Genomic DNA, 22,245 nt, shown 5'->3' on the forward strand with positions numbered 1-22,245 from the left:
TCGATTTCCATCCGCCATCAAATAAACCCGCTGATCAATGCGCCGCCACGCCCAGCTCCTTGATCAGCCCCGGCACGACCGAATACTCCTCCCGATACTCCTTCAGGAACTCCTCCGGCGTATTGCCCACGGCGTCGAAGCCGATGTTCTCCAGATACTTGCCGAACTCCGGATCCCGCACCACCTGCTGAGCCGCCGCCGCAAGCTTCTGCACCACGTCCGCAGGCATGCCGGCGGGGCCGCTCAGGCCGACCCAGGCCTTGTTCTTGAATATGAAGGCGTCGTATCCCGCTTCGGCGAAGGTCTGGACCCCAGGCAGCAGCGCCGAGCGCTTGTCGCCGATAACGGCGATGGCCTTGACCTTGCCGTCCGCGATCATGGGCGCGGCAATGCTGGTGGAAGTGAAGGTAAATGCCAACTGCCCGCCCAGCAGATCGGTCATCGCCGGCGGCGATCCCTTGTAGGGGACTTCGATGAACTTCACCGAAGACTGCCTGGCCAGGCTCTCCATGATCAGTTGCGGGTACGAGCCCGGACCATACGACCCATAGGCCAGAGGAACCTGCGCCGCCCGGGCCTCCTTGACCGCCCCGGCCAGGTCGCCGGCCGGCATCGACTTGTTTGCGATGAGCACGGGACCTGACGCGGCTATCTTGCTGATCAACGTGAAGTCGCGCTGCGGGTCATAAGGCACCTTCATGGTCACGACCGAAGAGATGAGCGCGTCGCCCACGCTCAGCATCAAGGTATAGCCGTCGGGCTTGGCCCGCGCGACCTCGGTGGCGCCGATGGTGCTGCCGGCGCCGGGCTTGTTTTCTATCACGACGGGCGCGCCGAGCCGCGCGGACATGAGTTCGCCCAGCTTGCGTCCGATGGCGTCGATAGGCGCGCCCGCCGGCGAGGGAACGATCCAGCGGATGGGCCGGTTCGGATAATCGGTTTGCGCCATGGCGGCGACGCTGGCCAGCGCCATGACGCCAGCCAGCCCGAACGCCAGTGTTTTTTTGATGGCAGCCATGTTGTCTCCTTCTTGCAGGATCAGGAACTAGTTGTGCGCGTCCAGGAACTCAAGCACCACGCGGTTGAATTCGTCCGGCGTTTCGAAATAAGGAGAATGGCCCGAATCTTCAAAGGTGTACTTGAGGCTGCCCGGCAGCAGCTTCGCGACCAGATGGTGGCTTTCCGGGGTCAGGAAATCGTCGTGGCTGCCGCCGGTCATCAAGGTCGGCACGCGGTAGCCCTCGAACTCGGCGGGATGGATCTTGACGTCGTCGGCCTGCATGGTCAGCGCCAGGAAGCCCTTGGGATTGAGCGCTTTGATGCAGCCGTACAGATGCAGCATCTCGGGCCGGGCTTCGACGTTCTTGCGGTTCCAGCCGATGCTCTTGCTGCGCAGATCGTGGCGGCCGTCATCGAAGGTCTTGCCGGCCTTGCGCAGAATTTCCCAGGTCTCGGGCGAATAGGCCGGCGTCGGCGAGCCGCTGATGAAGAGCGTCTGGACGCGCTCCGGATGCTTCACGGCCAGCGGCAAGCCTGCCCATGCGCCCAGCGACTGGCACACGAGGTTTACTTTTCCTATGCCTTCCTGTTCCAGTATGGCCAGCACATCGGCGGGGTAGTGGCGCGGATGGTTGCGTTCCGGCACGCAGGGAGAGTTCTTGAAGCCCCTCAAGTCCATCACGATGACCTTGTACTTGCTGGCGAAGAAAGGCACCTGCTGATACCAGCATATGGTGTTGCCGCCGCCGCCATGGATGAACAGGACGGGCGCGCCGTCGCCATAGGTTTCGTAGTAGATGCGGGTGTCGTCGGACGCGGTTGCGTATGGCACGGATGGCTCCTTGGAGGGCGCGGTTGATCTAATATTTGCGTGTTGATTTTGTTCGATCCTCTGCGGAAAGACCGCGCTCCAAACAGACATCATGGGTGCCGCTCCAGACAACTACCCTCTGCATGTGGAACTGCTGCAGCCCGCCGGCAGGTTGAACGGCCCCATCCATGCCGCGATCGATACGTTCCGCACCGCCAACGGCATTGCCCGCAGCCGCAGCGGGCAAGCGAGCGGCCATGTGGTGACGTGGCGCTGCGTGGGCGCAGCCCTTTCGGCGGAAACGGACTCGGCGTCCGAACATCTGAGCTTCATGCCGCCGGGCGCGCCGGATTCGGCAATGGAGCGCGCCGTCTTTGTTCCGCCCCTGGAAACGGTCTCGGTGCCGCAGTTGCGCGCCAGCGTGGCAAACAACGACGCCGTGCTGCACGAAATCCGCAGCGCGGTGGCGGATGGGCGCTACGTCTGCGCGGTGGGCACCGGCGTCTGGTTGGTCGCGGCGGCAGGCGTACTGGACAAGATGCGGACGCCGGTGCAATGGGCGTACCAGTCGGGCTTCGCGCGGACCCATCCGGACCTGGCCATCGCCAACGATCCGATTGTCTGGGCCAGCGAGCGCATCCTGCTTGCCGGGACGCCTTCATTGGCCTATGACTGCGTGCTCGATCTGATGGACCGCACGGGCATCGCCGGACTGGCCGGCGCATCGCGCGACAAGCTCGTCTTCGATCCCGCGCGGCAGATCATCGCGTCGACGCTGCCCATAGAGAAGGTCAGCGGTCTCACACGCGACAGCCCGCTGTACAGGGCCGTCCAGTGGTTGCTGGCACATGCCCAGGAAGCGATAACGATAGGCGACGCCGCACAGCATGCGGCCGTCAGCGAAAGAACCTTGGCACGCCTTTTCCGGACGCACTTGGCGATCACACCGCATGAATTCCTCACCGATATACGGATGAGAAAGAGCCAGATGTGGCTGGAAGTGACGCTGCGCTCCGTGGAGGACATAGCCAATGACTGCGGCTATCTGGACGTGGCGGCCTTCCGTCGCGCCTTCAAGCGGAAGTTCGGCGTAACGCCGGCGGATTACCGGCGCGAGTACACGCAGCGGGGGCCGCGGGCTCGGTGGAAAATGGAGCAGTATGGAAGAGAGGTTTAGAGACTGGCTGCCGAGAACGCCAGGAACATGCGTGGAATACTCAGGGAACTTCGAGCGCGATGGGAATTACTGCAATGGCTAGCCACAAGCTGCGTATGCTGTTCGGCGCAGCAGCTTCGATCATCTTTGCCTGGTATTGCTTCCACGGATTGTCGTGGCTTGCACGCGGTGTCGGAATCATTCCGATCGCGCACTACGATCCGCCGGTAGACCAGTGGATTCTGATCGGCGACCCGATACTTCAAAGCTGGCACAAGGTCCGCGTATCCGAAGACTTTACGCTTGCTGGCATCGCACTCATTTTCCTGACCCTGGTGCTGTCCTATTACGTGGCACGCGCGGCCTATCACCTCAGTTTCACGAAGGTCTTTACCCGCCACGATTGTTGGTTTGTCGCGGGATGGTTGATCGGCGCGCCATTGATGGCCGCGCTGGGGCACATGTTTGTCCTCCTGGTATTCGAGCAAGCCTGGGCTGATCGATGGCCCACGCTTGCTGGCGCGGCCGTGCTGATCGCTTTTTCCGTGTCAGCAAAACTGTTCGCGGATTTCTGGCAGTGGCTCATGCGCAGGCGCAGGGTTCATCCGATCTGACACGGCCCCGGGCCTTGCAAGCGGCGCCCGTTCTCGGCCCGCCCTGCACTCATCCGCATTCCGTCCTAAAATGCGCGGTTTGCCGAAAGAACCGTCATGGCCATCGCCATGAAGGGCTTTCATCCTTTACGAATGAGTGTGGTGAAGATGAACAAGCCTTTCATTTCGCTGTGCCCGGAAATCACCCGGACGCACGCGCTGACGCTGATGGATTGGTTGGAAGATGAGCGCGTGACCTGCTATCTGAGCGATTCGCGCAATGTCTCCCGTTTCATCGAGCAAGCCATCGATCGGACCCAGCTGCCGATCCTGACCCATCTGTTCAACCAGGGCGGCCGGTTCTTCATGGCCTATGACAGGCATGACGCCCCGGTGGGCTTCGTTCGCCTCGTCAAGACCGGCCCGGATTGCGAGATCGTCCTGGTGATCGGAGACTGCGACAACTGGGGCCGGAACCTGGGCGCCAGCACGATCCGCGAAGGCATGAAGCTGGCCTTCCTCGACATGCGGGCCGAAAAGCTCATCGCCAAGATCCACCCGGACAACGCGCGTTCGCTGAAGACCTTTCTGCGCAGCGGCTTTCTGCTTGAAAACGAAACACCGACGCTGAAGTCGTTTTCCATGACTGCGGGGCGTTATCTACGACTGTTGCGCGAAGGCGCCGTTGTCGACTCCACCGATATCTACATCACTGAAATCGACAAGGCCCGGCTCAAGAGCCTGATAGAACTCGAGCAGGGTCCGACTATTGTCGAGCTCGAGCACGAGCTGGAGCGCGCCATCGTCGTCAAGCCGCAGCAAGTGGCGCGGGACGTGGTCACGATGAACTCCCGTGCCTTGCTGCAGCTGGACGACGAAGAGATGGAAGTGGCCCTGGTCTACCCTGAAGACGCCGACAGCAGCGCAGGAAAGCTCTCTGTCTGTTCCGATGTCGGGGCCGCCATCCTGGGCTACCAGGAGGGGGATTCCATCGATTGGCGGATTTCGGACCGGACCCGCCGGATCGGGATCAGGAAAGTGCTTTACCAGCCGGAAGCCGCGGGCGATTTCCATCTCTAGATCGGCGTTCGTCTGTCTGGCGCGAACAACCTCGACAGGGATGGCGAAACTTCGCGTGCCGTCAATGCTACCTTCGAAAACGCTCGATCGTGAGTCCCTCGAGGTCGATTTCAGGCTTGCGGCCGCAGACCAGATCCGCCACGATCCGGGACGTTCCGCAAGCCTGGGTCCAGCCGTTCGAGCCATGCCCGCTGTTGAGAAACAGCCCGCCCCAACCAGAGACTCCGAGAATCGGGGGGCCGTCTGGCGTCATGGGGCGCAGACCCGCCCAGAAGGTAGCGTTGGCGTAGTCGATACCATGTGGGAACAGGCTGCGCACCGCCCGGACCAGCACATCCTTGCGGGCCGCCTTCAATGACAAGTCGTGGCCGACCAGTTCGGCCATGCCCGCCGCGCGGATTCTATTGCCCAGCCGTGAAATCATGACCTTGTTGTGTTCATCCATGACCGACATATTGGGCGCTTGATCGGCATTGGTCACCCGCGCGGTAATCGAATAGCCCTTGAGCGGATATACGGGAAGCTTGATCCCCAGCGGCGCAAGCAGTGCCGGAGCCTGGTTGCCCAAGGCGACAACCGTGGCATCGCCCTTCAGTATGCCGCCAGAGGTCTCTGCGCCCACCACCCGACCGCCCTCATGCAGCAATCGCCGCACATCGGTGTCGAATCGAAACTTCACGCCCGCACGCTGAAGCCAGGCGGTCAATGCCTGGCAGAAAATGTGGCTATCGCCCGAGGCATCGGACGGCAAATGAAGGCCGCCCGCGATCCTGGCGGTGGCGTCTCGCAAGGCCGGCTCGACCGCCAGCGCATCGCGCCCGTTCAACACACTGTGGCGAATGCCGAATTCCCTCAGTGCGCTGGCGGCAATATCGCCATACCGGCACTCCGCTACGGTCTGGAACAGCTGCAACACGCCGCCCGCATGAAAATCGAACGCGATCGGCGTCTCGGCCATGAGCTGCTTCAGGCAAGCGAGACTGTAGTGAGCCACGCGCTGCATGCGCAGTTTGTTGACGCGAAACCGCGGCGCATTGCATTCCATCAGCCATCGCCTGGTCCAACGGAGCCTTTCAAATTCGGGCCAAAGCGAAAAGCGCACCGGGGCATCGGCTTGCAACGCCATCTTCAATACCTTGACCGGCATTCCCGGCGCGGCCCATGGCGCCGCAAAGCTCGGGCAAAGACCGCCCGCATTGCCGAAACTGGTTTCCATTCCCGCCGCCGAGTGGCGTTCCACAACTTCGACGTCATGGCCTTCGCGGCAGAGATAGTAGGCCGTTGTGGCGCCGACTACGCCGGATCCGAGGATGAGAACTTTCATGGGCGTGGTTGTCTTGGTCGATTGTGATGTCTGCGGCGTAGCCGGAACGCGCTGCCCGGCGATGCCAGGCCGGACCGGATTCAAGAATAAAGGGTGCCGGAGTGAAATTTATTTCATTGTTTTGACGCCAATCCGCGCGAATGGAAAGAAAATTCACCAGCTGTATTGCTAGCATTAATGGCGTGCTGAACATTCGCAATCGGTCCGCGCCTTTGATATGCGCGGCCTTGGGCCGGAACCTCGTCAAATCATGTCTGAACAGATTCGCCGCTTCCCCTCGCTCTCTCATTGGGGCGCATTCACCGCGGTCACGCAAGGCGGCCGGCTGATCGATTGCGAACCGTTCGCCCGCGACAGCGCTCCCTCGGGCATCCTGCAATCGATGCCTGCCATGGTCCACTCGCCGCTACGGGTGAACCGGCCAGCCATCCGGAAGGGCTGGCTGCGCGACCGGCACTTGTGCGACGGGAGCGAGCGCGGACGTGACGACTACGTTGAGGTCAGTTGGGACGAGGCCCTTGCGGCGGTCCATTCGGAACTCCAGCGAGTGAGGACAGAGCATGGCAGCGAGGCCATCTTTGGCGGCTCGTATGGCTGGTCATCGGCGGGCCGTTTGCACCATGCGCGCACCCAGACGCACCGTTTCCTGAACGCCGGCGGCGGCTTTACGAATCAGGCGGGCAACTATAGCTGGGGCACCGCGCAGTTCCTGCTGCCCCATGTGATCGGCACCTATACGCCGGTTACCGGCCGTGTGACGGACTGGAACAGTGTCACCAGTCATACGCGGCTGCTGATCGCATTCGGCGGCATGCCGTTGCGCAACACGCAGATCACATCGGGCGGCGCCGGGGACCATCCCGTGCCCGGGCAGCTCGAACGGGCGATAGCCGCTGGCATGGAGCTTGTGGTCATCAGCCCGACCCGGGGAGATGTCCCTGCCGGCGTGCGTGCGCGCTGGATTCCCATTCGTCCCAACACGGACGCGGCCTTGATGCTGGCAATGATCCAGGCGCTGATCGTTGATGGCGTCCACGACGAAGCGTTCCTCCAGACCCACTGCGTTGGATTTCCGGCCTTGCGCGATTATCTCGAAGGCAGTACGGACGGAATCCCGAAGACGCCGGAATGGGCCCAGGCGATCTGCGATGTGCCGGCCGAGACTATCCGCGCACTCGCGCGTCAGGCACGCAACACTCGCACGATGCTGACTTGCGCGTGGTCGTTGCAACGGGCTCATCGCGGCGAACAACCGTATTGGGCAAGCATTGCGCTAGCCGCTGCGTTGGGGCATATCGGGCTGCCTGGGGGGGGCTTTGCGTTTGGGCATGCGTCCATGAATGGCGCGGGAAACCCGCGCATGGAGATCGCGGGACCGGCCATGGAATCGGGACGCAACCCGACCGGCTCGGTGATTCCTGTTGCCCGGGTCACCGACATGCTGCTGCATCCTGGCCAGCACTATGAATTCAATGGGCGGGAAGGTACTTATCCAGACATCAAGATGGTGTACTGGGCCGGCGGCAACCCCTTCCATCACCAGCAGGACCTGAACCGCTTCAGCCGGGCGTGGAGCCGGCCGCAAACGATAGTCGCCCATGAGATCTGGTGGACACCCATGGCGCGGCGCTCGGACATTGTGCTGCCGGCCACCACCACGCTGGAAAGAAATGACATCGGCGGATCGACGCGCGATCGTCACGTGTTCGCCATGCATCAGGCCCTGGCGCCGATCGGCTCCAGCCGCAATGACTTCGACATATACCGGGAACTGGCCGCGCTGGGCGGCTACGAGCATGGTTTTACCGAAGGCCGAGGCGAGATGGAGTGGGTACGGCATATCTACGAATCAATGGCCAAGGAATGGCGCGACTGCGGCCATATGGCCCCTGATTTCGATGCATTCTGGAGCCGCGGGTTCGTGGAAATTCCCGAGCCTGAAAAGCCATTCGTGCTGTTCGAAGAGTTCCGTCGCGATCCCGAGGAACATCCACTGCGTACACCGTCCGGACGCATCGAGCTGTATTCGGAAAAAATCGCCGGATTCGGTTACGCCGATTGCCCGCCCCACCCCAGCTGGCTGATGCCGGACGAATGGCTTGGCTCACCCAAGGCTGCAAGGTGGCCGCTGCATCTGCTCACGCCGCAGCCCGCGGGCAAGCTCCATTCCCAAATGGATGGCGGCAAGGCATCGGTGGACCTCAAGGTCAATGGCCGGGAGGCCCTGCGCATTTCGCCGCTGGATGCGCAAGCGCGCCGCATCGGCCAGCATGATCTCGTCAAGATTTACAACGACCGTGGCGCGTGCCTTGCAACCGCGCTTATCGACGCCGACCTCAAGCCCGGCGTGGTGGCGCTGCCTACGGGAGCATGGTTTGACGCTGCCGACGAGGAGCTGGAGATACACGGCAACCCCAACGTATTGACGATAGACGTGGGCACTTCCCGCTTGACTCAGGGAAGCAGTGCCCAGTCCGCGCTGGTGGAGGTAATGCGCTGGGAAGAAGCCGCGCCTTCGGTCCGGGCCCTGGAGGCGCCGGCAATTGCCAAATTGGATCGTGCCGCATAGCCGTCTGGCCCGGGTCCGGACACGGCTTTTCCCAAGCGCCCGGAGCGCCCCTCGATGGGGCGCTCTGGTTCTTGGGAAAACGCCTTATTCCGCGGTGATATTGGCCTGCTTGATGATGGCGCTGTATTTGTCCGTCTCGGCCTGGATGTACTGCGCGAAGTCCGCGCTGTTCCGGTAGGAGCTTTCAAAGCCGAGGTTGTCGAGTTGCTCCTTCATGCTGGCGGACGTCATGACTTTCTGCGTGGCGACTTCCAGCTTCTTGAGTATCGGCTCCGGCAACTTGGCTGGCGCCCACAAGCCATACCAGGAATAAAACTCGAAATTCTTCAGCCCGGCTTCGCGCATCGTGGGAACGTCCGGAAGCAAGGGGCTGCGCTTGTCGCCGGTTACCGCCAGCGCGCGTATCTTGCCTGACTTGACCATCGGCAGCGAGGAGAGCATTGGATCGGCCAGCGCGTGAACCTGTCCGCCGATCAGATCGGTCAAGGCGGGACCGCCGCCTTTGTAGAGGACGATCGGGATCTTCAGATCGGAAAGACCGCCTTCATATGCAAACTGCGCGATGGCGAGGTGCCCCGCCGAGCCAAAGCCCGTGGTTGCAAAATTGTATTTGTTGGGAGCTGCCTTCACCACACCGACGAACTCCTGCACGGTCTTCGCAGGGACATCGTTGTTCACGCTGAATATCAATGCGCCTTGCGCCAGACCGCTGATGGGGGTGAAATCCTTCACCGCATCGAAGGTCATCTTCTTCCCATAGAGCAGCGGGTTGATGTTGTGGATCGAGGCATTCAGGTACAACGTATAGCCATCTGCCGCCGAACGGGCGACCACGCCTGCGCCCACCATCCCGGACGCGCCTGCCCTGTTGTCGATGATGACCGATTGCTTCAGCTCCTCGCCCAGCTTCACGGCAAATATGCGGGCGAGGCCGTCGACGGAGCCGCCAGGAGGATGAGGCACCACGATGGTAATCGGGCGGCTGGGATAGGAGGCGTCCGCCTTCGACTGCGCCTGTACCGAACCCAGCACGGCCAATCCACCGACAACTGCCGCAATGCCTTTCATGCAAAGGCGGCGAGAACGAATAGGGGTATTACGCATGACGAACGATCTCATTGAAAATGGTTGGGCAACGAATACCGCCCCCCCTCTTCGGCCCCGCAATACATGAAAAAAGGCCGGCGTGGAAAGCGGGGATGATCGTAGGCGAATCAGTAGGTGCCTGGATAGGCTGCGCCGTCTATTAAGATATTCTGGCCGCATATATAGCCGGATTGGGCCGCGCAGACATATGCGCAAAGCGCGCCCAATTCCTCGGGCTCGCCGTAGCGGCCGGCAGGATTGTTGGATCCGCGCTCCGTCCACAGCTGTTCAAAACTCTTGCCGCCTGGCTCCAGCATTCCTTCTATGTGATGCCGCTGCGCATCGGTGGCGAAGACGCCCGGAAGCAGGTTGTTGATGGTGACGTTGTGCCGCACCGTCTGGCGGGCCAGGCCCGCGACAAAGCCCACCAGGCACGAGCGCGCACCATTGGAAAGGCCGAGTTCAAGCTGCGGGGTTTTGACGCTGCGTGAAACGATGTTCACGATGCGGCCGAAGCGGCGTTCCATCATGCCGTCGACGACCCGCCGGATCATGTCGATCGGCCCGAGGGCCATGGCATCAAGGGCCGCATGCCAGTCGGACTGGGTCCACTGGCGGAAGTCGCCGGGCGGCGCGCCGTCTGCGTTATTGACCAGAATATCGGGCGCGGGACACGCTGCAAGCGCCGCCTCCCGCCCTTCATCCGTGGTGATATTGGCAACTGCGTATCGGACCCGGGTTCCCGTGGCCGCCGTGATTTCCTCAGCGGCCTGGGCCAGCGTGCTTTCCGTGCGCGCCGCGATGGTCACGTTGACGCCTTCGCTTGCCAACTGATGGGCGCAGGCGCGGCCCATTCCCTTGCTACCGCCGAAAACCAGCGCGTGGCGGCCTCGAATTCCCAAATCCATAGCGTTTCCTATTGCAAAGGCGCAGCCCGATCCATGACATGAAATGGCCGGAAAGGAATTCAGTCAGCAGGAAGCCGCAAGGCGGACAATCTCCCGGCGCGCGTTCTTTCCGGCCCCATCCTGCAAGGGATCAGGCGGCCTTCAGTTGCAGCGAATTCCAGCCGTACTTCTTGTCCAGCCCCAGCGCCTTGACCGCGCGCAGGCCCTTGAGCAGAGGCTCTCCTTCCAGTGCGCGCAGCGGCTTGCGCAGTTCGCCTGCCGGCAGGCCCACGGCCTTCATCAGCGATTTGATGGCCACGGGGTTGATGGCCGAGTACGAGTAGTGCAGCAATTGCAGATTGCGCAAATAGGATTCGCGGAAGCTGAAGCTGACCTCGGGCGAGGTCCAGGGCTGGGAAATTTCCGTCAACTCTGCCGGCGCGATATTGCCGGTCATGTTGGCCGTGCCATGGCCACCCAGGCTCATGGTCGGCACGACCAGGCCCAGATTGGGCGAATCGCAGCACATTACGGATACGTCGGGCGCGCCGTATAGCACCTGCGCCACCTGGCCCACGCGCGTGGTGGATTCCTTGTGGACCACGTAGTTCGGGTGCTTGAAGATGCGCAGCAGCTGATCCCAGTGCAGATCGCTCTTGACCCGCGGCGGATTGTTGTAGATGCCCAGCGGCAGATCGGTGGCGTCGGCTATCTCGAGGAAATAGCTTTCGATGTCCGCTTCGGAGGCGCAGATGTAGGCAGGCGCTGCCAGAATGGCGCCATCGGCGCCGTTGGCCCGTGCAAAGCGCAGGTAATCCATGGTGGCCTCGGTGTTGTTGCCGGTGCAGCCATAGAAGAGCTTCATCTTGCCGGTCTTCATCTTCGCGGTTTCCACGATGATGTCCTGGCGCTCTTTTTGCGACAGCATGGAAACCTCGCCCGTGGATCCCATGATGAGCACGGCGCTGGTGCCATTGTCTTCCTGGAACTTCAGCAGTTCGCGGAAAGCTTCGTAATCGGGACTGCCATCCTTGTTGAAGGGCGTAATCAGGGCCACGAAGGACCCGGTGATCTTCATCTTGCTCATGTGTATCTCCAGTAATGGACGAGTCAAAAATGGTGGAAGCTCAAACCGAGCGGGCGACTTCTTTCTGAGTATCTTGCTGCTGCGCATCCTGGCAGGCAACCATCGCAGCCAAACCTTGCTTCAAGTCGGCGATCAGGTCTTCCGGGTCTTCCAGCCCCACATGCATGCGTACTGCCTTGCCCTTGTGAGGCCAGCGATCACCATGGTGCTTTCCCGGAGTGAACGGTATGGCCAGGCTTTCATATCCGCCCCAGGACACGCCGATTCCGAAATGATGCAAGGCATCGACAAAGGCGGCGACTGATTCGTCGTCGCTGGCGCGCAGGACTACCGTGAACAGGCCGCTTGCCCCCTTGAAATCACGCTTCCAGATGGCATGGCCCGGATGCGACGGCAGCGCGGGATGCACCACGGCCTCGACCTCGGCTTGTTGTTCCAGCCACTGGGCCACGCGGATTCCCGACGCCATATGCTTCTGCAGCCGCACGTCCATGGTGCGCAGCCCGCGCAATGCCAGGAAGATATCGTCGGGACTGGCCGTCTGGCCCATTTCCTGCGTCGTCTCCCTGACCTTGGGCCAGGTGGCTTGGTTGCAGGTCACCACGCCCAGCATGGCATCCGAATGACCCACGATGTACTTGGTCGCGGCGTGAATGGACACATCGACGCCATGGTCGAAAGCCTTGAAGAACAACGGCGTGGCCCAGGTGTTGTCCATGACGACAAAGGCGCCGTGCGCGTGCGCGGCCGCCGCGATGGCGGGAATATCCTGGATTTCGAGCGTTTCGGAACCCGGCGATTCGACAAATACGACGCGCGTATTGGGCTGCATGAGCGATTCGATGCGCTTGCCGCAAGCAGGGTCGTAGACCTGTACCTCAACCCCGAAGCGGCTGAGCACGCGATCGAGGAAGGAGCGGGTCGGGGAATAGGCGCTATACGAAACCAGGATATGGTCGCCGGCCTTGAGCAATGCGGTGAGCGTCGTGGCGATGGCCGCCAGGCCCGAGGGAAAGACCAGGGAGCGGTGTCCGCCTTCCAGGGTGGCCATGGCCTCCTCGAACGCGTGGGTGGTGGCGGTTCCATAGCGGCCATAGGTGGTGGCGCCCGGCTCTTGCGCGGCGCGGGCGCGCTTCATGCCTTCCCATTCCGCCATGCTGCCCGCGAGTATCGTCGATGCCCTGCAGATGGGGGTATTCACCAGGCCGCCAAAACGTTCCGGATGCCGGCCTGCGCTGACGAGTTGAGTGCTTTGCCTCATGAACTTCAATCTCCGTGGATGCACGGCCAGCGCTTCCAGGGGAAGTCGATGACCACTGATGACGTGATCAAGTCTATGAGGAGAGTGGGTGAAAACTCTTCGATTTTTTACCCCTTCCGGAGGCAAAAAGAGAAAAATAATCACCGCCGAATCCTGACAATCTGGCGAAGGCGGACTGGCTAAGCCGGGTCAGCTCAGACCCGGGGGAGGAAAGGCCTCAGCTTCGGGCAGCGGCGCGCGCGCGTCTCGGCCTGCTTGCGTCAAGGGAATTCCACCGGCCCGCGCGTTCTTCGATGGTGGAGGGAAAAATCTCCAGGCAAAGCTTGTGAAGCGAACGCACGAATGGATTCGATTTCAGGAACATGGCTTCGCCGAAATAGATGGGAATCCTCGGCGCGTTGGGAAGCGCGATGCAGCTCAGGCGCCGATCCGACTCGTCGATGCACCACGTGGGAAGCAATGCGAAACCCAGGCCTTCATCGACGCAACGCTTGACGCTCATGCTGGTCGAGGTAGACACCGCGACCTTGGGCTGCTCGTTGCCGACCGACAAATAGTCCAATGCGATATTGCGGAGCATCTGGCCCGGTTCATATGTCACCAGCGGCCGCCCAAGCGCCCATTCCGGAACAGCCGTCTCATCGGCTGGCGCCGGCCAGCTCGACGGGAACGCCAGCGCCGGCTGGTAGTGGCAGATAACGCGCTGCGGAATCACGGTGTCGCCGAAATAGCGCTCGCTCAAACAGACATCCAGCGAGCCGTTGCGGATCAGCTCCGGCAGCGAGACGTCCTTTTCGTAGCCGACGATCTCGACGTTGGGATACATGCGCCGAAACTTCGTCAGCACCGGCGGCAGCAGGTAGTAGAAGATCGCGTGCGGCATCCCGATACGGATGACTGGCCGTTCCTTGTCGATCAGGTTGCCCAGGCGCGTCAGCATGACGTCGAATTCCGGCGCCAGCAGCCGGTAAAGGCTGGTGCCGCGAGGAGTGAGCTTGATCGACTTGGCGCCGCGCCCAGCCACCACCAGCTTCTCGCCGACGCGCTGCTCGAGGCGCCGGATGTGATTGGCCACCGACTGGTAGGTGATGTTCAGCCGGCGCGCCGCGGCGGAATACGTGCCCTCCTGTGCGACAAGGAAAAAAGTCTGCGTGAGAGTAAGGTCCACCTCTTGCATCGCGCCTCCGGCTCGCCGGCTCAAATATAAAATTTCTTGTAGGTTTGGCTCGATGAATTGTATCGCCCCCGGGGGTAGCGGCCTATAACATCGACCTCAGGTTTGGCCTCCGAACCGCGCGGCGGCAACGGCATACAGGTATGTACGCTGCGCAAAAGGGAGGGTAAGTTGAGTGAGCCATGGACAAGAAAGATCGCTGCATCCTCGCGTTGCTTCAGACTGATGCGCGCCTCTCGAACAATGAAATCGCCGAACGGGTCCACCTGTCCCCGACCGCGTGCTGGAAGCGGATTCAGCATCTGCAGGCGTCCGGCCTTATTCGCCGCCAGGTTTGCCTGTTGGACAACAACAAGGCGGGGCTGGGCGTGACTGTGTTCGTGTCGATAAAGACGAACCGCCATGACCTGAATTGGCTCGAGAAATTCTCGCTCGGCGTCAAGGATATGCCGGAGGTCATGGAGTTCTATCGGATGACCGGCGACACCGACTACCTTCTCAAGGTGGTGGTGCCCGATATCGCCGGGTTCGATTTCGTCTACAAGAAGCTCATCCAGGTCGCTGAACTGTTTGACGTCAGTTCGAGTTTTGCGATGGAGGAACTCAAGTACACCACGGCGTTGCCGCTTGACCATCTTTGATGCGCAGGCGCGACAAGCCCCAGTCTGAGGGAATTGCATCCCAAACCGAGGAATTGGACGTGGCGCGTAATTGGAGCGGGTGATGGGAATCGAACCCACGCTTGAGGCTTGGGAAGCCGCCGTTCTACCATTGAACTACACCCGCTCGGGTGTCGTGCCCTCGGCGCAAAGCCGAAGCAGAGGCGGCGATTATAGCGCGCCTTTTTTCATCGCTGCTGGCCGCCGCCGCCCTGCTGCAACAGGCCCTCAGCCTCAAGGTTGTAAATATGTCCCCAATTTAGTGCATCTGGGCGACAGCGGCATGCCGGGCCTGCCACTACAATTCGGGCTATGAATACGAACACCCCCGAAAACAACCCCGCAGCCGCCTCGGCCCCGGCTGCCGCAAGCGCCCCCGCGACGCCTGGCGGCGAGCCCTCGGCTGCCGCCGTTTCCCCGGAAACGCAGGCGGCGCTGGCCAGTACCGCCCACGCTCCCAACAGCCCGGGCGCGACCCATATCCGCAGTTTCGTGCACCGCCGCGGCCACATTACGCAGGGCCAGCTGGCCGCGCTCGAGCGCCTGATGGGCCAATGGTCCATTCCCTATGCGCCGCGCCGCCTGGATCCCGCCGCCGCCTTCGGCCGGCAGGCCCCGACGGTGCTGGAAATCGGCTTCGGCATGGGCGAGACCACCGAGAAGATCGCGCTGGCGCGCCCGGACGACAATTTCCTGGGTGTGGAGGTGTTCAACGCTGGCGTGGGCTCGCTGCTGCGCCGCATTGAAGACTCCAATATCCCGAACCTGCGCATCATCCAGCACGACGCGGTGGAAGTGGTGCGCGACATGATCGCCCCCGATTCGCTGGCCGGCGTGCATATCTATTTCCCCGATCCGTGGCCGAAGAAGCGCCATCACAAGCGCCGCCTGATCCAGCCCGCGTTCATCGCGCTCCTGGCCAGCCGCATCGCGCCGGGCGGCTACATCCATTGCGCCACCGATTGGGAAGACTACGCGGTGCAGATGCTGGAAGTGCTGGGCAATGAGCCGCAGCTTGCGAATACCGCGGACGGCTACGCTCCGCGCCCCGATTACCGCCCTCTGACCAAATTCGAGAACCGCGGCCTGCGACTGGGCCACGGCGTCTGGGACCTGATCTTCAAGCGAGTCGCCTGATGCTATACCCGCCCATCGAACCCTACCGCCAAGGCACGCTGGACACCGGCGACGGCCACCAGATCTACTGGGAACTCTGCGGCAATCCGCAGGGCAAGCCCGCCGTGTTCCTGCATGGCGGCCCCGGCAGCGGCTGCTCGCCCGTGCACCGGCAGCTGTTCGATCCGCAGCGCTACAACGTGCTGCTGTTCGATCAGCGCGGTTGCGGCCGTTCGCAGCCCCACGCCAGCCTGGAGAACAACACGACCTGGCATCTGGTGTCCGACATCGAACGTCTGCGCACCGAGGTCATGGGCGCGGAAAAGTGGCTGGTGTTCGGCGGGTCCTGGGGTTCGACGCTGGCGCTGGCCTATGCGGAAACGCACGTGTCCCACGTCAGCGAACTGGTGCTGCGCGGCATTTTCGGGCTGCGGCGCGCGGAGATCCACTGGTTCTACCAGGAAGGCGCGTCGTGGCTGTTCCCCGACCGCTGGGAAGAGTACCTGGCGCCGATTCCGGAAGACGAGCGCGGCGACCTGGTCGCGGCGTATCACAAGCGCCTGACGGGCGACGACCCGGCCGAGCAGTTGCGCGCCGCCAAGGCCTGGAGCAAATGGGAAGACAGCACCATCACGCTGCTGCCCAGCCCGCGCCACCAGCAAAGCCATGCCGCCGACCGCGCCGCTCTGGCGTTCGCGCGCATCGAGAACCACTACTTCGTGAACCGCGGCTTCATGGAAGAAGGCCAGCTGATACGCGATGCGCACAAGCTGCGCGGCATTCCGGGCACCATCGTGCAGGGGCGCTACGACGTCTGCACGCCCGCGCGCACCGCCTGGGATCTGCACCGCGCCTGGCCCGAAGCCGAATTCCACCTGGTCCCGGATGCGGGCCATGCGTTTGACGAACCCGGCACGTTGGCGCGGCTGATCGCCGCCACCGACGGCTATGCGCGATAACTGAGGAGACCTGCATGCACATCACCCTGAACGGAGACGCACGGGAGTTTCCCCTGGACACGACCGTGAACGAGCTGCTGGAAGCCCTGGGCTATGCCGGCAAGCGCGTGGCCGTGGAACGCAACGGCGAAATCGTGCCCAAGAGCCAGCACGCGCAGACCGCGCTGACGGACGGCGACCAGATCGAAATCGTGGTGGCCGTGGGCGGCGGCTGACACCGGCGCCGCGCTGAAAGACAGCCAAGACAAGGGCCGCTGCGATAGCGGCCCTTGTCGCATGTAGCCGCGCGCCCGATGCGGTTTAGACCGATCGCGGCGCATTCCCTGCAAACTGACCAGCATTCTTGCGTAGTCTGCCGACAGGCTAGCAACCTGTTACACGTTAACCCCTCGTCGCCCGGGGAATGTGCGAGTCATAATCGTTCCTGCTGGTTTCGTACGTTCGTCTTGCTGTTGTTCTAGCGTTGCACATCGCCCTCGCGGGGCAGAGGAGGCATCATGAACACCGCAGTCATCATCAACCTGATCATCCAGCTTGTCGCCGGCGCTGCCGCAGGCAATGGCTTGGGAAAGATGCTCCAGCAGTTCAATCTGGGCCCGTTGGGCAATACCATCGCAGGCGCCATCGGCGGCCTGGCAGGGGGTTCCTGGCTGGCTCCGATGATCACCGCCGGAGCGAACGCGGTTGCAGCAGGCAATACGGGACTGGATCTTTCCGCGATCGCCAGCAGCGTGGTCGGCGGCGGCGTCGGTGGCGCCGTGCTGACCTTGATCGCCGGCATCGTGCGCAAAATGTTCATGGGCCAAAAGCCCTGATGGCACTTGTTTCTCTCACCGCAACATAGATAAAGGAAACACTATGGGTCTGCTCAATTTCATCAAGGACGTTGGAGAAAAGCTCTTCGGCGCCAGCGAGGCCAAGGCCGCGACGGCGGACGAATTGAAGAAAGAGCTCGATAAGCACGGCCTGAATGCCGACGGCTTGCAGATCTCGGTCGATGGCGACAAGGTCACGGTGGCGGGCGAGGCCCTCAGCACTGAAGCGGCGGAGAAAATCACTCTGGCGCTGGGCAACACCGTGGGCGTGGCCCAGGTGGACAACCAACTGAAGGTGAAGCAGGCCACCCCGGAAGCCAAGATGTACACGGTGCAGAAGGGCGACAACCTGTGGAAGATTGCCGAAGCGCAATACGGCAAGGGCCAGGGCGCGAAGAACAACCTGATCTTCGAAGCCAACAAGCCCATGCTGACCAGCCCCGACAAGATCTACCCGGGCCAGGTGCTGCGTATCCCGCCCCTGTCCTGATCATTGCCGTAAATCGGACAGGCTGGAAGGCACCCATGCGCTTTCCGGCTTGCATCGCGGCAGGCGCCCCCTGCTAGCCGCGATTACTTGGCCAGACGCAATGTCTGGCCATTTTTTTCGCCCGTCTCTCCAATGAAAAATGCCCCAACAGGGGCATTCCGGTCCGGCGCAAGAAGGGTCTTTTCCGCAGGGCTGCCTAGGGAAAAAGCGCCCCCTTTTGGGGGGCACCGCCAGCGCACGCAGTGCGCGCGCCGTGGGGGCATCACTTCATTCCGAAGCGGCCCAAGCCCTTCATCCCGCCCATGGCGCGCATCATCTTGGCCATGCCGCCCTTCTTCATCTGCTTCATCATGCCCTGCATCTGGTCGAACTGTGCCAGCAGGCGGTTGACCTCTTGCACCGGCACGCCGGAACCAGCCGCGATGCGACGCTTGCGCGAGGCCTTGATGAGTTCGGGCTTGGCGCGTTCGGCCGCCGTCATGGAGTTCAGGATGCCTTCGGTGCGGCGCAGCTGCTTTTCAGCCTGGCCGCCCTGCAATTGGCCGGCAGCCTGCTGAAACTGGGCGGGCAGCTTTTCCAGCAGCGAGCCCATGTCGCCCAGCTTCTTCACCTGGCCCAGCTGGTCGCGAAAGTCGTTCAGGTCGAACTTGTTGCCCGACTTGATCTTCGCGGCGAGCTTCTGGGCTTCGGCGATGTCGATGTTCTTCTGGGCCTGTTCGACCAGCGAGACGATGTCGCCCATGCCCAGCACGCGCTGCGCCATGCGCTCGGGATAGAACGGCTCCAGGCCATCGAGCTTTTCCGAGACGCCGACGAACTTCAGGGGCTTGCCGGTAACGTGGCGCACCGACAGGGCCGCGCCGCCGCGGGCGTCGCCGTCCAGCTTGGTCAGCACCACGCCGGTCAGGGGCAGCGCTTCGGCAAAGGCGCGCGCGGTGTTGACCGCGTCCTGGCCCTGCATGGCGTCAACCACGAACAGCGTTTCCACCGGCTTGACCAGGTCATGCAGCGCGCGGATTTCGCGCATCATGGCTTCGTCGATGCCCAAACGGCCGGCCGTGTCCAGGATCAGCACGTCATAGTGATGGCGGCGCGCGTGGTCCACCGCGTTACGGGCGATGTCCTCGGGCTTCTGGCTGGGGTCGGACGGCAGGAAGTCCACGCCCACCTGTGCTGCCACGCTCTTCAGCTGATCGATAGCGGCCGGGCGGTAGACGTCGGCGGACACCACCAGCACTTTCTTCTTGCCAGTCTTGCGGCCGTGCTGGGTGTGCTGGCCTTCGCTGAGCCAGCGCGCCAGCTTGCCGGTGGTGGTGGTCTTGCCGGCGCCCTGCAGGCCTGCCATCAGGATGACGGCAGGCGGCTGCACCGCCAGCGACAGTTCGCCGGAGTCGGCGCCCAGGTCGCCGCCCATCAGGGCGGTCAGTTCCTTGTGGACCACGCCCACCAGGGCCTGGCCCGGGCTGAGGCTGCTGGCGACTTCTTCGCCCAGCGCCTTTTCCTTCACGCGCGCGACGAACTCGCGCACGACGGGCAGTGCCACGTCGGCTTCCAGCAGCGCCATGCGCACTTCGCGCAGCATCTCCTGGGTGTTGGCCTCGGTCAGGCGGGCTTCCCCGCGCAGCGTCTTGACGACGCGCGACAGGCGTTGAGTTAGGTTATCGAGCATGAGAGGCGTTTCCGCTTAAACTAGTTGATTGAACGGTGGCCGCAGGCGCGGATTCTGCGCTTTCGGGCGGCATGCGCCCCAAGGCCCCATCCAGACAACGGTTTCTATGTCACTAGGCATTGTATTTCACACGGCGGCTGCCTTGGCGTACGCGGTGCTGGGAGGGTCGCTTTGGATCCGCCTGGCCCGTGGCGGCGGCGTGGAACAGACCGGCAAAATCGCCCGCCTGTGCCTGCTGGGTGCCCTGGTTCTCCATGGAATCGGGCTGCAACAATCGATGCTGGGGGCCCAGCATCTGTTCATCGGGTGGGCGTTGGCCCTGTCCGCGGCCATCTGGCTGGGCATGGTGGTGTTCTGGCTGGAAAGCCTGCTGGTACGCATAGACGGCCTGCAATTGCTGCTGCTGCCGGCAGCCACCATCGCCAGCGGCCTGGCCGCAATCTTTCCCCAGGGCCAATTCGTGCCCCATGCCAACGACGCGTGGCTGCGCGTCCACCTGCTGATCGCCCTGGCGGCCTACGGCCTGATCACCATCGCCGCGCTGCACGCCATGATGATGGCGCTGCTGGACCGCCATCTGCATCGCCCGCTGGAAGCTCCCGCCGAACGCAGCATCGTCGGCCGCGTGCTGGACTCCCAGCCGCCGCTGCTGGTGCAGGAACAGCTGCTGTTCCGCATCATCTGGATCGGCTTCATCGTGCTGACGCTGGCCGTGGGCACGGGTTCGGTGGCGTCCATGAAGCTGACGGGCAAGATCCTGCCCTTCGACCACAAGACCGTGTTCACGCTGCTGTCATGGCTGACCTTCGGCGTGCTGCTGGCCGGCCGCCACGTCTGGGGCTGGCGCGGCCGCGTCGCCCTGCGCTGGACGCTGACGGGTTTCGGGTTCCTGATTCTGGCCTATACCGGCAGCCGGTTCGTGCTGGAAATGATTCTGCATCGAGGTTGAAGTGGGCAAGTTGCTGTTCTGGATTGTTCTGATCATCCTGGTGCTGTTCGTGGCCCGTCTGGCGGGCCGCATGGCCGCGGCGCGGCAAGCCGGCCAGCAGGGCGCGAAAAAGCCCAAGGCCGATGCGCGCGGCCCCAAGCCGCTGGAGTCCATGGTGCGCTGCGCCCACTGTGGCATCCATCTGCCCCGGTCCGAAGCCTTGCAGCAGAACGGCCAGACCTGGTGCAGCTCGGAACACGCGCGCCTGGGCCCGGCCCGGCACTGATCCGCCTGATTAGAGGCTTGCCGCCCTGCACGGCATAATGCGTGTTGGAAACCACACGCATGCTCTCTTCCCATGGCCTTGCTTCTGGATCGTCATGGCTGGCTGGCGCCAGCCCCGGGTGTTTCGCTCATGCCCTCCCCCAACTGCGACGCGCGCCCTGCCGGCGCGCAGGCGTCGCTGCTGGTGCTGCACAACATCAGCCTGCCGCCGGGGCGCTTCGGCGGCCCTGAAGTCGCGGGGCTGTTCCTGAATACGCTGGACTACGGTTCGCATCCCTGGCTGGAACGGCTGCGCGGCCTGCGCGTGTCGGCGCATTTCTTCATCCGCCGCGACGGCAGCATCATCCAGTTCGTGTCCACCGACGAACGCGCCTGGCATGCGGGCGTGTCACGTTTTGCCGGCCGCGAACGCTGCAATGACTTTTCCATCGGCATCGAGCTCGAGGGCACGGATACCCTGCCCTATGCCGAAGAGCAATACCTGGCGCTGCGCAAGCTGACGCCGGCTCTGCGCGCGCGCCATCCGCTGGCCGCCGCCTGGGGCCATGAACACATCGCCCCGGGCCGCAAGACCGATCCCGGACCCGCTTTCAACTGGACGCGCTTCTCGCGCGACAGCGGCTTTGCACGGCGGCAGCTGCCGCCCGTCTGACACTAAAGGAATGGTTATGTTGAAGATCTGGGGACGCCTGACTTCCGTCAACGTTCAGAAAGTCATGCTGGCGGTGCGCGAACTGGCCCTGCCGCACTCCTTCACGCAGGCTGGCGGTCCGTTCGGCGTGGTCGATACGCCCGAATTCGCCAAGCTGAATCCCAACCGTACGGTCCCCGTCATCGACGACGGCGGCTTCGTGCTGTGGGAATCGAACGCCATCGTGCGCTATCTGTCCGCGCGCTACGGCGTCGGCAGCCTGTGGCCGGAAGACGTATGCCTGCGCGCCGACGCCGACCGCTGGATGGACTGGCAGGCCACCGAATGGCAGGGCGTCATGGGTCCGGCGTTCCTGGGTCTGATCCGCACACCCGAGGAAAAGCGCGACCGCGCCGCCATCGAGAACTCGGTCAAGCGTTCGAATGTCCGTGCCCTGATCCTGGACCAGGCCCTGCAGGGCCGCGAGTTCATCGCCGGCCGCCAACTGACCATGGGTGATATCGCCCTGGTCTGCTCCGCCCACCGCTGGCTGGCCCTGCCGATCGAACGACCGGACACGCCGGCGCTGTCGGCCTGGTACCGCCGCGTCATGATGCGTCCGGCCCCGCAGGGCGTGCTGACGCTGCCGCTGGAATAAGACACAGG

23 protein-coding genes and 1 tRNA gene are annotated in these 22,245 nt (G+C 62.9%); 14 read left to right on the forward strand and 10 right to left on the reverse strand.

Annotated elements, in window-relative coordinates; translation table 11 throughout:
• Positions 1 to 34: 34 nt before the first annotated feature.
• Positions 35 to 1,018 carry a tripartite tricarboxylate transporter substrate binding protein gene (locus tag IB258_RS15705; protein WP_192352842.1) on the reverse strand — a complete coding sequence of 328 codons (984 nt, stop codon included), beginning with the start codon at positions 1,016 to 1,018 and terminating at the stop codon, positions 35 to 37.
• A gap of 27 nt (positions 1,019 to 1,045) precedes the next feature.
• Entirely contained in the window at positions 1,046 to 1,831 is a 786-nt protein-coding gene (locus tag IB258_RS15710; protein ID WP_192352843.1) for an alpha/beta fold hydrolase, read from the reverse strand.
• 124 nt (positions 1,832 to 1,955) lie between these two features.
• Between IB258_RS15710 and IB258_RS15715 the strand changes: the two genes are divergently transcribed.
• From IB258_RS15715 to IB258_RS15725, 3 genes are all read left to right on the forward strand, one after another.
• Entirely contained in the window at positions 1,956 to 2,987 is a 1,032-nt protein-coding gene (locus tag IB258_RS15715; RefSeq protein WP_166738319.1) for a helix-turn-helix domain-containing protein, read from the forward strand.
• A gap of 74 nt (positions 2,988 to 3,061) precedes the next feature.
• Positions 3,062 to 3,580, forward strand: coding sequence for a hypothetical protein (locus tag IB258_RS15720; RefSeq protein WP_125471274.1), 519 nt, complete (start codon positions 3,062 to 3,064; stop codon positions 3,578 to 3,580).
• Between the two features lie 96 nt (positions 3,581 to 3,676).
• Positions 3,677 to 4,639: a bifunctional GNAT family N-acetyltransferase/nucleoside diphosphate kinase regulator gene (locus tag IB258_RS15725; protein ID WP_054452190.1), complete on the forward strand. Its 963-nt coding sequence runs from the start codon at positions 3,677 to 3,679 to the stop codon at positions 4,637 to 4,639.
• A 67-nt stretch (positions 4,640 to 4,706) separates the two neighbouring features.
• Here IB258_RS15725 and IB258_RS15730 read toward each other — a convergent pair whose 3' ends face one another.
• On the reverse strand, positions 4,707 to 5,963 hold the full coding sequence (locus IB258_RS15730; protein ID WP_192352844.1) for a D-amino acid dehydrogenase: 1,257 nt from the start codon (positions 5,961 to 5,963) through the stop codon (positions 4,707 to 4,709).
• Between the two features lie 250 nt (positions 5,964 to 6,213).
• Here IB258_RS15730 and IB258_RS15735 point away from each other — a divergent pair, with 250 nt between their 5' ends.
• A complete protein-coding gene (locus IB258_RS15735) occupies positions 6,214 to 8,532 on the forward strand; it encodes a molybdopterin-dependent oxidoreductase (RefSeq protein ID WP_192352845.1) in 2,319 nt (772 codons plus the stop codon).
• A gap of 84 nt (positions 8,533 to 8,616) precedes the next feature.
• On the opposite strand, the gene IB258_RS15740 is transcribed toward IB258_RS15735, so the two are convergent.
• The 5 genes from IB258_RS15740 to IB258_RS15760 all read right to left on the reverse strand — a co-directional run bounded on the left by IB258_RS15740 (position 8,617) and on the right by IB258_RS15760 (position 14,030).
• Positions 8,617 to 9,636 (reverse strand): tripartite tricarboxylate transporter substrate binding protein, encoded by a 1,020-nt coding sequence (locus IB258_RS15740; protein WP_225588872.1) that lies wholly within the window; start codon positions 9,634 to 9,636, stop codon positions 8,617 to 8,619.
• A gap of 110 nt (positions 9,637 to 9,746) precedes the next feature.
• Positions 9,747 to 10,526, reverse strand: coding sequence for an SDR family NAD(P)-dependent oxidoreductase (locus IB258_RS15745; protein ID WP_054452198.1), 780 nt, complete (start codon positions 10,524 to 10,526; stop codon positions 9,747 to 9,749).
• A 130-nt stretch (positions 10,527 to 10,656) separates the two neighbouring features.
• A complete protein-coding gene (locus tag IB258_RS15750; protein ID WP_119450446.1) occupies positions 10,657 to 11,592 on the reverse strand; it encodes a 4-hydroxy-tetrahydrodipicolinate synthase in 936 nt (311 codons plus the stop codon).
• 40 nt (positions 11,593 to 11,632) lie between these two features.
• Positions 11,633 to 12,853 (reverse strand): cystathionine beta-lyase, encoded by a 1,221-nt coding sequence (gene metC / locus IB258_RS15755; protein ID WP_119450447.1) that lies wholly within the window; start codon positions 12,851 to 12,853, stop codon positions 11,633 to 11,635.
• Between the two features lie 217 nt (positions 12,854 to 13,070).
• Positions 13,071 to 14,030, reverse strand: a complete 960-nt coding sequence (locus IB258_RS15760; RefSeq protein WP_054459354.1) for a LysR family transcriptional regulator — start codon at positions 14,028 to 14,030, stop codon at positions 13,071 to 13,073.
• Between the two features lie 179 nt (positions 14,031 to 14,209).
• On the opposite strand from IB258_RS15760, the gene IB258_RS15765 reads away from it, so the two are divergent.
• Positions 14,210 to 14,668, forward strand: a complete 459-nt coding sequence (locus IB258_RS15765; RefSeq protein WP_054459352.1) for an Lrp/AsnC family transcriptional regulator — start codon at positions 14,210 to 14,212, stop codon at positions 14,666 to 14,668.
• A gap of 71 nt (positions 14,669 to 14,739) precedes the next feature.
• Here IB258_RS15765 and IB258_RS15770 read toward each other — a convergent pair.
• Positions 14,740 to 14,813, reverse strand: a tRNA-Gly gene (locus IB258_RS15770).
• 185 nt (positions 14,814 to 14,998) lie between these two features.
• On the opposite strand from IB258_RS15770, the gene trmB reads away from it, so the two are divergent.
• The 5 genes from trmB (at position 14,999) to lysM (ending at position 18,066) form a co-directional block, all read left to right on the forward strand.
• Positions 14,999 to 15,823, forward strand: coding sequence for a tRNA (guanosine(46)-N7)-methyltransferase TrmB (trmB, locus tag IB258_RS15775; RefSeq protein ID WP_175180506.1), 825 nt, complete (start codon positions 14,999 to 15,001; stop codon positions 15,821 to 15,823).
• Positions 15,823 to 16,761, forward strand: coding sequence for a prolyl aminopeptidase (pip, locus tag IB258_RS15780; protein ID WP_054459347.1), 939 nt, complete (start codon positions 15,823 to 15,825; stop codon positions 16,759 to 16,761). Before trmB ends, pip begins: the two co-directional genes overlap by 1 nt.
• Before the next feature lie 14 nt (positions 16,762 to 16,775).
• Positions 16,776 to 16,976 carry a sulfur carrier protein ThiS gene (gene thiS, locus IB258_RS15785; protein ID WP_054459345.1) on the forward strand — a complete coding sequence of 67 codons (201 nt, stop codon included), beginning with the start codon at positions 16,776 to 16,778 and terminating at the stop codon, positions 16,974 to 16,976.
• Positions 16,977 to 17,258: 282 nt separating this feature from the next.
• The gene (locus IB258_RS15790) at positions 17,259 to 17,576 is read left to right on the forward strand and encodes a hypothetical protein (protein WP_054459343.1); all 318 of its coding nucleotides are present in this window, start codon (positions 17,259 to 17,261) and stop codon (positions 17,574 to 17,576) included.
• Positions 17,577 to 17,619: 43 nt separating this feature from the next.
• The gene (gene lysM, locus IB258_RS15795) at positions 17,620 to 18,066 is read left to right on the forward strand and encodes a peptidoglycan-binding protein LysM (protein WP_054459342.1); all 447 of its coding nucleotides are present in this window, start codon (positions 17,620 to 17,622) and stop codon (positions 18,064 to 18,066) included.
• 262 nt (positions 18,067 to 18,328) lie between these two features.
• Here lysM and ffh read toward each other — a convergent pair whose 3' ends face one another.
• Positions 18,329 to 19,735 carry a signal recognition particle protein gene (gene ffh, locus IB258_RS15800; protein ID WP_054459340.1) on the reverse strand — a complete coding sequence of 469 codons (1,407 nt, stop codon included), beginning with the start codon at positions 19,733 to 19,735 and terminating at the stop codon, positions 18,329 to 18,331.
• 106 nt (positions 19,736 to 19,841) lie between these two features.
• Between ffh and IB258_RS15805 the strand changes: the two genes are divergently transcribed.
• From IB258_RS15805 to IB258_RS15820, 4 genes are all read left to right on the forward strand, one after another.
• Positions 19,842 to 20,684 carry an inner membrane protein YpjD gene (locus IB258_RS15805; protein WP_054459338.1) on the forward strand — a complete coding sequence of 281 codons (843 nt, stop codon included), beginning with the start codon at positions 19,842 to 19,844 and terminating at the stop codon, positions 20,682 to 20,684.
• A 1-nt stretch (position 20,685) separates the two neighbouring features.
• Positions 20,686 to 20,949 (forward strand): PP0621 family protein, encoded by a 264-nt coding sequence (locus tag IB258_RS15810; RefSeq protein ID WP_158598561.1) that lies wholly within the window; start codon positions 20,686 to 20,688, stop codon positions 20,947 to 20,949.
• 72 nt (positions 20,950 to 21,021) lie between these two features.
• Positions 21,022 to 21,600 carry a 1,6-anhydro-N-acetylmuramyl-L-alanine amidase AmpD gene (gene ampD, locus IB258_RS15815; protein ID WP_119450465.1) on the forward strand — a complete coding sequence of 193 codons (579 nt, stop codon included), beginning with the start codon at positions 21,022 to 21,024 and terminating at the stop codon, positions 21,598 to 21,600.
• 16 nt (positions 21,601 to 21,616) lie between these two features.
• Positions 21,617 to 22,237: a glutathione S-transferase family protein gene (locus IB258_RS15820; protein WP_192352846.1), complete on the forward strand. Its 621-nt coding sequence runs from the start codon at positions 21,617 to 21,619 to the stop codon at positions 22,235 to 22,237.
• Positions 22,238 to 22,245 lie beyond the last annotated feature (8 nt).

The organism is Achromobacter sp. ACM02 (assembly GCF_014851605.1).
Lineage (GTDB): Bacteria > Pseudomonadota > Gammaproteobacteria > Burkholderiales > Burkholderiaceae_B > Achromobacter > Achromobacter aegrifaciens.